The organism is Muricoccus vinaceus, from assembly GCF_042433125.1.
Classification (GTDB): domain Bacteria; phylum Pseudomonadota; class Alphaproteobacteria; order Acetobacterales; family Acetobacteraceae; genus Roseomonas; species Roseomonas vinacea.
This window is the reverse complement of sequence record NZ_JBHLVZ010000087.1, coordinates 41662-52026: the sequence shown is the minus strand read 5'-3', so window position 1 is coordinate 52026 and position 10365 is coordinate 41662. Positions and strand designations below refer to the sequence as shown.

At 72.9% G+C, this 10365-nt stretch carries 10 protein-coding genes, 1 pseudogene and 2 riboswitches; of the genes and pseudogenes, 8 read left to right on the top strand and 3 right to left on the bottom strand.

The window, feature by feature from the left end:
• A pseudogene (locus ACFFIC_RS26110) lies at window positions 1-124 on the top strand (IS481 family transposase); the annotation flags it as partial.
• Window positions 125-376: 252 nt separating this feature from the next.
• Here ACFFIC_RS26110 and rnhA read toward each other — a convergent pair.
• From rnhA to ispH, 3 genes are all read right to left on the bottom strand, one after another.
• Window positions 377-829: a ribonuclease HI gene (rnhA, locus tag ACFFIC_RS26105; protein WP_377055944.1), complete on the bottom strand. Its 453-nt coding sequence runs from the start codon at window positions 827-829 to the stop codon at window positions 377-379.
• Window positions 819-1808: a homoserine kinase gene (locus tag ACFFIC_RS26100; RefSeq protein WP_377055942.1), complete on the bottom strand. Its 990-nt coding sequence runs from the start codon at window positions 1806-1808 to the stop codon at window positions 819-821. The genes rnhA and ACFFIC_RS26100 overlap by 11 nt, the downstream gene beginning before the upstream one ends.
• A gap of 78 nt (window positions 1809-1886) precedes the next feature.
• Entirely contained in the window at window positions 1887-2894 is a 1008-nt protein-coding gene (gene ispH, locus ACFFIC_RS26095) for a 4-hydroxy-3-methylbut-2-enyl diphosphate reductase (protein ID WP_377055940.1), read from the bottom strand.
• Between the two features lie 218 nt (window positions 2895-3112).
• Here ispH and ACFFIC_RS26090 point away from each other — a divergent pair, with 218 nt between their 5' ends.
• From ACFFIC_RS26090 to ACFFIC_RS26060, 7 genes are all read left to right on the top strand, one after another.
• Window positions 3113-3673, top strand: coding sequence for a hypothetical protein (locus tag ACFFIC_RS26090; RefSeq protein WP_377055938.1), 561 nt, complete (start codon window positions 3113-3115; stop codon window positions 3671-3673).
• A gap of 70 nt (window positions 3674-3743) precedes the next feature.
• A riboswitch (glycine riboswitch) is annotated at window positions 3744-3844 on the top strand.
• 3 nt (window positions 3845-3847) lie between these two features.
• Window positions 3848-3945, top strand: a riboswitch (glycine riboswitch).
• 45 nt (window positions 3946-3990) lie between these two features.
• On the top strand, window positions 3991-5109 hold the full coding sequence (gcvT, locus tag ACFFIC_RS26085; RefSeq protein WP_377055936.1) for a glycine cleavage system aminomethyltransferase GcvT: 1119 nt from the start codon (window positions 3991-3993) through the stop codon (window positions 5107-5109).
• Complete coding sequence (gene gcvH, locus ACFFIC_RS26080; RefSeq protein ID WP_377055934.1) at window positions 5106-5483, top strand: glycine cleavage system protein GcvH; 378 nt, start codon at window positions 5106-5108, stop codon at window positions 5481-5483. The genes gcvT and gcvH overlap by 4 nt, the downstream gene beginning before the upstream one ends.
• The gene (gene gcvP, locus ACFFIC_RS26075; RefSeq protein ID WP_377055932.1) at window positions 5480-8383 is read left to right on the top strand and encodes an aminomethyl-transferring glycine dehydrogenase; all 2904 of its coding nucleotides are present in this window, start codon (window positions 5480-5482) and stop codon (window positions 8381-8383) included. The genes gcvH and gcvP overlap by 4 nt, the downstream gene beginning before the upstream one ends.
• Complete coding sequence (locus ACFFIC_RS26070; protein ID WP_377055930.1) at window positions 8380-8949, top strand: NUDIX hydrolase; 570 nt, start codon at window positions 8380-8382, stop codon at window positions 8947-8949. The genes gcvP and ACFFIC_RS26070 overlap by 4 nt, the downstream gene beginning before the upstream one ends.
• The gene (locus ACFFIC_RS26065) at window positions 8946-9386 is read left to right on the top strand and encodes a GNAT family N-acetyltransferase (protein ID WP_377055928.1); all 441 of its coding nucleotides are present in this window, start codon (window positions 8946-8948) and stop codon (window positions 9384-9386) included. Before ACFFIC_RS26070 ends, ACFFIC_RS26065 begins: the two co-directional genes overlap by 4 nt.
• On the top strand, window positions 9383-10345 hold the full coding sequence (locus ACFFIC_RS26060) for an alpha/beta hydrolase family protein (protein ID WP_377055926.1): 963 nt from the start codon (window positions 9383-9385) through the stop codon (window positions 10343-10345). Before ACFFIC_RS26065 ends, ACFFIC_RS26060 begins: the two co-directional genes overlap by 4 nt.
• The last annotated feature ends 20 nt before the right edge of the window (window positions 10346-10365 follow it).

Genomic DNA, 10365 nt, shown 5'->3' with positions numbered 1-10365 from the left:
CGCCCGTCGCCTGAAGACGCTACGCGGCCTCACGCCCTACGAAGCCATCTGCAAAGCCTGGACGGAGGAGCCGTCCAGGTTCATCCATGACCCGCACCACCAAATCCCGGGACCAAACATCTAGGACGGCGGCATCCTGCCCTGGCCTCTGGTAGAGCGGGAGAGAAGCCTGCTCCCGGATGAAGGGAGAGCCTCATGTACTGCTCTGGGGAATACCCGATCTGTAGAGCGGAGTGGTCTCCAATATTAATGTTGTCTACTGGTGTACTGGCTTCTTGTAAGGGAAGGTAGTTTGATACTAGTGCGCGGTGACCGGTTGTACTTGCGGTTCATGGGGGTATCAGGCGTTCAGAGCTATTCTGTGGCCTGACAAACACTACCTCCCCAACCCTACCCGTGCCGCCGTGGCCAGCTTGTCGGCCCGTTCGTTCATCACGTCCCCCGCATGGCCGCGAACCCAGCGCCACTCCACCTGGTGCGGCTTGGCAGCGGCCAGCAAGCGCTGCCACAGTTCGTAGTTCGCCACCGGATCTTTGGCGGCGTTGCGCCAATTGTTGCGCACCCAGCCATGGACCCAGCGGGTCACCCCGTTGCGCACGTACTCGCTGTCCGTGTGCAGCACCACACGGCAGGGCTTCTTCAGCGCCTCCAGCGCGGAAGCCGCCGCGGTCAGCTCCATGCGGTTGTTGGTGGTGGCGGGGTCATAGCCCGACATCTCCTTCTCCACCGCGCCGAAGCGCAGGATGGCGGACCAGCCACCCGGGCCGGGGTTGGGCTTGCAGCCGCCGTCGGTCCAGATCTCGACAGCTATGGCGTTCTCAGACTCCATAAGCGGAAACCTCCTTGGCCGCGGCATGGAAGCGCAGGCGGCGCAGGTACTCGAGCGGGTCCTTGCGCGTGACCATGGCGCCCGGGGGCGTGTTGGCCCAATCGTAGAGGCGGGTCAGCAGGAAGCGCAGCGCGGCGCCGCGGCACAGCACGGGCAGCGCCGCCATCTCATCCGTCGAGAGCGGGCGGACGGCGTTGTAGCCGGCCAGGAGGGCCCGCGCCTTGGTCACGTTGAAGGCCAGGTCCGGCTCGAAGCACCAGGCGTTGAGGCAGATCGCGACGTCATAGGCCAGCGTGTCCGTGCAGGCGAAGTAGAAGTCGATCAGCCCCGACACGCGCGGCCGCCGGTCCGTCCCCTCCAGGAAGAAGACGTTGTCGGGAAACAGGTCCGCATGGATATGCCCGCGCGGCAGGGCGCCAGGGCCTGAAAGAGGCGGCCAGTCCTGCAGGATGGAGGCGAGATGGCCATCCAGTTCCGCGCAAAGGCCGGGCTGCACGGTGTCGCCGTTCGGGCGGCAGCGCTCCAGCAGCGGCCCCCAGGCCTGGGGGCCGAGCGAGTTCGGGCGCTCCGCGGAAAAGCCATCCCCAGCCGCGTGGAGCGCGGCCAGCGCGCCGCCGAGCGGGCCGCAATGGGCAACGGCGGGGCGGCGCGGCCAGACGCCCGGCAGGAAGGTGCAGATGGCGGCGGGGCGGCCGGCCAGCGCGCGCAGCGCCTCGCCGTCGTGCCCGGCCACGGGCTGGGGGCAGGCCAGGCCCCGGGCGGCCAGATGGCGCATCAGGCCAAGGAACCAGGGCAGCTCCGCCGGATCCACCCGCCGCTCGTACAAGGTCAGGATGAAGTCGCCGCCGGTGGTCTTCAGGGCGTAGTTGCTGTTTTCCACCCCCTCCGCGATGCCGCGGAAGGCGATCAGTTCCCCCAGGTCGTAGCCGGCCAGGAAGGCGCGCAGCGCCTCGTCGGATACCTCGGTGTAGACGGCCATCGGACTCCCTGGGGCGCACCCCCTGCGCGGGGTCGGTGCATGCCCCAGCCCGGGCCGGCCGGCAAGCGGCCCCGGCTTCTACCCGGCGACGGCCACGCGGGGGGTGCGCAGGGGGCGGGGGAGGTTGAAGATGATCTTCTCCTCCGCCACCGTCACGTCCTCGATCCGCACGTCGAACCGCTCCCGCAGGCGGGCCACCACCTCCTCCACCAGCACCTCGGGGGCGCTGGCGCCGGCGGAAATGCCGATGGTGGAGAGCCCGTCGGCCAGCGCCGGGTCGAAGTCGCGCCCGCGCGGCACCAGAACGGCCCGCGGGCAGCCGGCGCGTTCGGCCACCTCGCGCAGGCGGACCGAGTTAGAGGAATTGGCGGCGCCCACCACCACGATCAGCTCGCAGCGCTCCGCGATCGCCTTCACCGCCGCCTGGCGGTTGGTGGTGGCGTAGCAGATGTCCTCCTTCACCGGGGCGGACAGGTCCGGGAAGCGGGCGCGGAGCACGTCCAGCACCTCGGCGGTGTCGTCCACGGACAGGGTGGTCTGGGTGGCATAGGCCAGGGGACCCGGCGGCGGCTGCACCGTCGCGGCCTGCTCGGAGTCCTCCACCAGGGTCACCGCGCCCGGCGGCAACTGGCCCATGGTGCCGACGACCTCCGGGTGGCCGGCATGGCCGATCAGCAGGATGTGGCTGCCATTGGCGTGGTGCCGCTCGGCCTCGCGATGGACCTTGCTCACCAGGGGGCAGGTGGCGTCGAGGTAGAGCATCTGGCGCGCGTCCGCCGCGGCGGGCACGGAGCGCGGCACGCCGTGGGCGGAGAAGATCACGGGCTGTCCGTCGTCGGGGATCTCGTCCAGCTCCTCCACGAAAACGGCGCCCTTGGCCTGCAGGCCCTCCACCACGAAGCGGTTGTGGACGATCTCGTGGCGCACATAGACGGGGGTGCCGTAGCGCTCGATCGCCAGCTCCACGATCTTGATGGCGCGGTCCACCCCCGCGCAGAAGCCGCGGGGGCCGGCCAGCAGCACGGTCAGGGCGGGCTTGCCGGGGGAGGAGGAAACCCCGGAGAGGGAGTTTGCGGTCTGGTCCATGGCGTGCGACTTGGTCCTTCGGCGCCGGCGCGAACAGCCCCCGGCCGGACCGTGGGCGGCTTTCTATCTAGCCGCCGCCGGCCCCGCCGCCCAGGGCTGAACGCGCGGGGCTGTGCTGTGCGGGGCCGGGCCCTGCGTGTCCGGCCCCGCAGGCCCGCTGCCGCTGTCCCGCCCGGATGGCGGCGGGTTCCCGTTTGCCTGGGCGAGGAGTGCCCCGCTTGATCCGATCCGCCCGCCCCCCGGCCGCCCTCCTGGCGCTTCTCGCCTTGCCCCTTCTCGCGGGCTGCGGGGGCAGCCGGAGCAACATCCTCACCCAGCGGCCCCAGGCGCCCTGCCCCCGTGTCGCCCTGCTGGCCGAGGCGGTCGACCTCACCCGATACCGCGAGGGCGCCCGCCCGGACCTCGCGGCCATGGAGGTGGACGCCCGCCTGACGGGCTTCCAGGCGCGCTGCGACTACGCGCCGCGCGACGCCGGGCTGGATGTGACGCTGCGCGTGCAGGTGGCCGCCGAGCGCGGCCCGGCCTCCACCGGCACCACGGCCGACCTGCCCTATGTCATCGGCGTGACGGAGGAAGGCGAGGATCGCGTGCTGAACCGCGGCACCGACGCGGTGCGTATCTCCTTCGACCGGGGGGAGCGCCGCACATCCGCCCAGGGCGAGGAAATGGTGGTGCGCCTTCCCGGGGACGTGCGCCGGGCGGCGGAAAAGGTGGTGCTGATCGGATTTCAGCTCACCCCGGAACAGCTTGCGGCCAACCGGCGCCGCGGGGTTCGATAGGGGCGACACCCGAGGGCACGCGACCCAGGTTGCATCGGGGCCCGCATTCGGGCACCACTGGTGCACCCGCTGATCCCGCGCGGGAGAGTAGGGGAGCGGCTTCGGCCATCCCTCGCCGAAGGCGCAACCGGCCCCCGGAAACGCTCAGGTACCGAGGACCGCGTGGGGAAGGGGCCTCTGGAAAGCCCATGGTCCGCAAGGGCCATGGCACCGACGGAGTAAGGGTTCCGGGACCTTGTCCCGCCCGAATCTCTCAGGTTCCGGGACAGAGGGGGGTCACGATCTGAACCGGCCGCAACCGCGGCTCTGGGGGATGCGTGGCCGATACGGAAACACTGCTTGAAACGCCGCTGGCCGCCCTGCACCGCGAATTGGGCGGGCGCATGGTGGGCTTCGCCGGCTATGCCATGCCCGTCCAATACCCGGCGGGCATCATGGCCGAGCACCTTGCCTGCCGCGCCGGCGCCGCGCTGTTCGACGTGTCCCATATGGGGCAGGCGGAGCTGCGGGGAGAGGGCGCCGCCGAGGCGCTGGAGCGCAGCACCCCGGCCGAGATCGGCGCCCTTCGCCCCGGCCGTCAGCGCTACGCCCTGCTGACGAGCGAATCGGGCGGCATCATCGACGACTTCATGGCCGCCAACCTCGGCGACCGGCTGTTCCTGGTGCTGAACGCATCCCGCAAGGCGGTGGACCTGGCGGCCATAGGCGCGAGGCTGCCGGCCGGCGTCCGGCTGGTGCCGCGGCCCGATCGTGCCCTGCTGGCCCTCCAGGGGCCGCGGGCGGAGGCAATCCTCGCGGGCCTGGCCGGGGGGATCGCCGCCATGTCCTTCATGGGCGTGCTGGAAACCCCGGTCGCCGGCATCCCCGCCCTGATCACCCGCTCCGGCTACACCGGGGAGGACGGCTTCGAGATCGGCGTGCCCGCCGAGGGCGCCGAGGCCGTGGCCCGCGCCCTGCTCGCGGCCGGCGCCACCCCGGCGGGGCTCGGCGCGCGGGACAGCCTGCGGCTGGAGGCCGGGCTGCCCCTCTATGGCCAGGACATCGACGAGACGACCTCCCCGGTGGAGGCCGCCCTCACCTTCAGCATCGGCAAGCGCCGGCGCCTGCTCTGGGACTTTCCTGGGGCGGAGCGCGTGCGGGAGGAGCTGGACCACGGCACCAAGCGCCTGCGGGTCGGCATCCTGCCCGAGGGGCGCCAGCCCGCCCGCGCGCACACGCCCGTCGCCTTCGGCGGCGTCACCATCGGCGAGGTGACCAGCGGCGGCTTCGGGCCCTCCCTGAACGCCCCGGTCGCCATGGGCTACGTCACGCGTCCCCAGGCCGCGGATGGCACGGCGCTTGAACTGATGGTGCGCGGGCGGGCCATCCCGGCCCGCGTCGCGCCCACCCCCTTCGTTCCCCACCGCTACAAGCGCCTTGCAGGAGCCGCATCATGAGCCAGACCCGCTTCGCCGAAAGCCATGAATGGGTCCGCCTGGACGGCGACGTCGCCGTGGTCGGCATCTCCACCCACGCGCAGGACGCGCTGGGCGACGTGGTCTTCGTGGAACTGCCCGAGCCCGGCCGCGAGGTGGAGGCCGGCGAGGCCGTGGCCGTGGTGGAGAGCGTGAAGGCGGCCTCCGACATCTACGCCCCCATCGCCGGCACGGTCGCCGCGGTGAACGCCGCCCTGGTGGACGACCCCGCTATGGTGAACCGCGACCCCATGGGGGAGGGCTGGTTCTTCACGATCACCCCGCGCGACGCCGCGGACGCGGACAAGCTGATGGACGCCGACGCCTACGCCAAGCACGCGGAGGCCGGGGCTTGAGCGCGCTCGACGATCTCGCGGCGCTGGAGGACGGCGCCGCCTTCGCCGCCCGGCACATCGGGCCCTCCCCGGCGCAGGTCGCGGCCATGCTGCGCGCGCCGGGCGCGGAAAGCCTGGAGGCGCTGGCCGCCCGCACCGTGCCCCCCGCCATCCGCGACAGCCACCTGGACGCGCTGCCGCCCCCGGTGGGGGAGGCGGCCGCCATCGCGGAGCTTCGCGCCCTGGCCGAGCGGAACCTGCGCGTGAAGTCGCTGATCGGCTGCGGCTACCACGGCACGCACACGCCGCCGGTGATCCTGCGCAACGTGCTGGAGAACCCGGGCTGGTACACGGCCTATACCCCCTATCAGGCGGAACTCGCCCAGGGGCGGCTGGAAGCGCTGCTGAACTTCCAGACGATGATCTGCGACCTCGCGGGCCTGCCGGTGGCCAATGCCTCCCTGCTGGACGAGGCGACGGCGGTGGCCGAGGCGATGGCGTTGGCGCTGGCGGCGCACAAGGGCAAGTCCGCCACCCTGGTCGCGGCGCCGGACCTGCACCCGCAGACGCTGGCGGTGCTGCGCACGCGGGCGGAGCCGCTTGGCATCGCCATCGAGGTCACGGACGCCCCGGGCGCCTATGCCGCACTGAAGCCCTTCGCCGTCGTGCTCTCCTATCCCGGCACCACCGGGGAGGTGCGCGACATCGCGCCGCGCATCGCGGCCGCCCAGGCCGCGGGGGCTCTGGCCATCGTGGCCGCCGACATCCTGGCGCTGACCCTGCTGACGCCGCCCGGCGAGATGGGCGCGGACGTGGTGGTGGGCAGCACCCAGCGATTCGGCGTGCCGGTGGGCTATGGCGGCCCGCACGCGGCCTTCATGGCGGTGAAGGACGGGCTGAAGCGCCTGATGCCGGGCCGCCTGGTCGGCGTCTCGGTGGATGCCGCGGGGCGGCCGGCCATGCGGCTGGCGCTGCAAACGCGCGAGCAGCACATCCGCCGCGAGAAGGCGACGAGCAACATCTGCACGGCGCAGGTGCTGCTGGCCGTGATGGCCGGCATGTACGCCGTGTGGCACGGGCCGGAAGGCCTGGTGCGCATCGCGCGCCGCACGCACCTGATGGCGACGCTGCTGGCCGATGCCGCGGCGCGCGCCGGCTTCGCCCTGCGCCACGCCTGTTTCTTCGACACGGTGGCGGTGGAGGCCGGGGACAAGGCCGACGCGCTGATGGCCGCCGCCCTGAAGGCCGGCTTCAACCTGCGCCGCGTGGATGCCGGCTGCGTCGCCATCGCGCTCGACGAGACGGTGACGCGCCAGGACTTGGTGGCGCTGGATGCCGTGCTCTGCGACGCGGGCGGGCACGGGCGCGTCGGGCTGGCGGAACTCGCGGCCCCCGGGCGGCTGCCCCGGGCGCTGGAGCGGCGCTCGCCCTTCCTCACCGCCGCCGTGTTCCGCGCGCACCGCTCCGAGCACGCGATGCTGCGCTACCTCAAGCGGCTGGAGGACCGCGACGTCGCGCTGAACCGCAGCATGATCCCGCTGGGCTCCTGCACCATGAAGCTGAACGCGACGGCGGAGATGATCCCGGTGACCCTGCCGGGCTTCTCCGAGATCCATCCCTTCGCGCCGGCCGAGCAGGCGCGCGGCTACATCGAGATGATCCGGCGGCTGGAATCCTGGCTCTGCGCCTGCACGGGCTTCGCCGCGGTGTCGCTGCAGCCCAATGCGGGCAGCCAGGGCGAGTTCGCGGGGCTGCTGGCGATCCGCGCCTTCCACCGGGCGAGCGGGCAGGGGCATCGCGACATCTGCCTCATCCCCTCCTCCGCGCACGGCACCAACCCGGCCTCGGCCGTGATGGCGGGCATGCGCGTGGTGGTGGTGGGATGCGACCGCGACGGCAACGTCGATCTCGGCGACCTCCATGCCAAGATCGGCCAGCACGCGGAGAAGCTGGCGGCGCTGATGGTCACCTATCCCTCCACCCACGGCGTCTTCGAGGAGGGCATCCGCGCCATCTGCGACGCCGTGCACGCGGCGGGCGGGCAGGTCTACATGGACGGCGCCAACATGAACGCGCAGCTCGGCCTGACCAGCCCGGCCGCGATCGGCGCGGACGTGTGCCACCTCAACCTGCACAAGACCTTCTGCATCCCGCATGGCGGCGGGGGCCCCGGCGTCGGCCCCATCGGCGTCGCGGCGCATCTCGCGCCGCACCTGCCGAACCACCCCATGCTGGCCGAGGCCGGGCCGGCGACGGGCTTCGGCCCCGTCTCCGCCGCCCCCTTCGGCAGCGCCAGCATCCTGCCGATCTCCTATGCCTATATCCGCATGATGGGGGCCGCGGGGCTGACGCGGGCCACGGAGGTCGCGATCCTGAACGCCAACTACGTGGCCCGGCGCCTGGAGGAGCACTACCCCGTGCTCTACCGCGGCAAGGAGGGCATGGTGGCGCACGAATGCATCCTCGACTGCCGCGGCTTCCAGCAGGGGGGCGGCGTGCTGGTGGAGGACATCGCCAAGCGGCTGCAGGACTACGGCTTCCACGCGCCGACCATGTCCTGGCCGGTGGCGGGCACGCTGATGGTGGAGCCCACCGAAAGCGAGCCGCAGGAGGAGCTGGACCGCTTCTGCGACGCCATGATCAGCATCCGCGCGGAAATCCGCGCCGTGGAGCAGGGCCGGGCCGACCGGGCCGACAACCCCCTCAAGAACGCCCCCCACACCGCCGCCGAGGTGACGGCGGAGAACTGGACGCATCCCTATTCCCGCCAGGAGGCCGCCTTCCCGCTGCCCTGGATCGCGGAAAGCAAGTACTGGCCGCCGGTGAAGCGCGTGGACAACGTCTACGGCGACCGCAACCTCGCCTGCACCTGCGCGCCGCTGGAGGCCTATGCGGAAAGCCCCAAGGCGGCGGCGGAGTGAGCGGCTGGGAGGTGCTGTCCACCCGCACGGCGCTGCGGGATCGCTGGATCGACGTGACCGCGGATGCCGTGCGGGACGGGCGCGGCAACGTGCTCGACCCCTTCTACACCCTGTCCTATCCGGACTGGGTGCATGTGGTGGCGATCACGCCCGCGGATGAGCTGGTGCTGGTGCGCCAGTACCGCCACGGCGCCCAGGCCCGCACGCTGGAGCTGCCGGCCGGCGCCATCGACCCGGCCGACGCCGACCCCGCCGCCGCCGCCGCGCGGGAGCTGCGGGAGGAAACCGGCCACACCGCGCCCGCCTTCCGCCATCTCGGCGCGCTGAGCCCCAACACGGCGACCCACCGCAACCGCGCCCACACCGTTCTGGCCCTGGGCGCCGCCGCCACCCATCCCACCGCCCATGAGGCGGGGGAGGACATCACGGTGGAGCTCTGGCCGCTCGCCCGCGTGCTGGCCGGGCTCGGGGACGGGCTGATCGCCCAGTCCATGCACACCGCCTCCGTGCTGCTGGCGCTCGCCGCCGCCGGGCGGATCGACCTGAGGCTGAAGGACGCCCCATGAACGTTGTTCCCCTGGAGCCCCGCCACCGCGCCGACTGGGACCGCCTCTACGCCGGCTATGCCGAGTTCTACGGCGTGGCCCAGACCCCGGAGATGCGCGACCGCGTCTGGTCCTGGCTGCACGACCCCGCGCATGAATCGCGCGGCCTGGTGGCCGAGGACGAGGCGGGACGGGCCATCGGCCTCGCGCATTTCCGCCCCTTCGCGCGGCCGCTCTCGGCCACGACGGGCGGCTACCTGGACGACCTCTTCGTTGATCCCCAGATGCGCGGGAAGCGCGTGGCGGACGCGCTGATCGCCGCCATCGCCGAGGAAGGCCGCCGCCGCGGCTGGAGCGTCATCCGTTGGATCACCGCCGAGGACAACCACCGCGCCCGCGCGACCTACGACCGGGTCGCGAAGCTGACGCCCTGGCGGACCTACGACATCCCCCTTTGAAGCATGGGGCCGTTCTGAGCCGCCGGGCGCTGCTGGCCGCGCCCGCGTTCCTGGCCGCACCCGGCTGCGCGGCAGCCCCCCAGGCCAACCCAAGGCCGACGGAGGCCCGCATCACCGAATCCCGCACCACCTGGCGCGACGGGTCCCGCGCGCGCGACATCCCCGTGCTGATCCGCACGCCAGCGGGCGGCGGGCCCGCACCGGCCGTGATCGTCTCGCACGGCCTCGGCGGCTCGCGCGAAGGGCTGGGCTATCTCGGCCGGGCGCTGGCGGAGGGCGGCTTCGTCGCCATCCACCTCCAGCACATCGGCTCGGACGACAGCCTCTGGCGCGGCGCGGCCGCCGACCGGCTGGTGGGCCTGGCCGCCGGGGCGCTGGACGTGCAGGCGGCGCTGGACCGGCTGCTGGACGTGAAGTTCGCGCTCTCCAACCTCCCCCCCGCCGCCGACCCGGCGCGCCTGGCCATCGCCGGTCATTCCTACGGCGCCTGGACCGTGCAGCACATGCTGGGGGAACGCCTGCCGGGCGGCGACCGCGGCCTCGGCCTGCCCGATGCGCGCCTCAGGGCCGGGGTGGCGCTGTCCCCCATCCCCGCGCGCGGGCTGCCGCCCCGGCTGGCCTATGCCGGGATCGCGGCGCCCCTGCTGCACGTCACGGGCACGGAGGACCACGGCTTCATCGAGGGCGTCCGCGCGCCCGCCCGCCGCGCGCCCTTCGAGGGCTCGGCCAACCCCGGCGCCCTGGCCGTGCTGCAGGGCGCCGCCCATGCCTCCTTCGCGGACGAGCAGGATGCGGGCGGGCGCTACGCCGAGGCCACCTTCCACGCCCGCGCCGCGGCGCTGTCCGTCACCTTCCTCGATGCCGTGCTGCGCGGGGACGCGGCGGCGGCGGCCACCCTTCGGGCCGGGGCGGGGGCGCTGCTGGGGCCGGGGGACGAGTTCGTGGTGCGGGGCCTCTGAGGTTCGGGCTTCCCTCGGGC

Coding starts and splice junctions, on each gene's coding strand:
- rnhA (WP_377055944.1), bottom strand. CDS start 829: ATGGAGTCTGAGAACGCCATAGCTGTCGAGATCTGGACCGACGGCGGC.
- ACFFIC_RS26100 (WP_377055942.1), bottom strand. CDS start 1,808: ATGGCCGTCTACACCGAGGTATCCGACGAGGCGCTGCGCGCCTTCCTG.
- ispH (WP_377055940.1), bottom strand. CDS start 2,894: ATGGACCAGACCGCAAACTCCCTCTCCGGGGTTTCCTCCTCCCCCGGC.
- gcvH (WP_377055934.1), top strand. CDS start 5,106: ATGAGCCAGACCCGCTTCGCCGAAAGCCATGAATGGGTCCGCCTGGAC.
- ACFFIC_RS26065 (WP_377055928.1), top strand. CDS start 8,946: ATGAACGTTGTTCCCCTGGAGCCCCGCCACCGCGCCGACTGGGACCGC.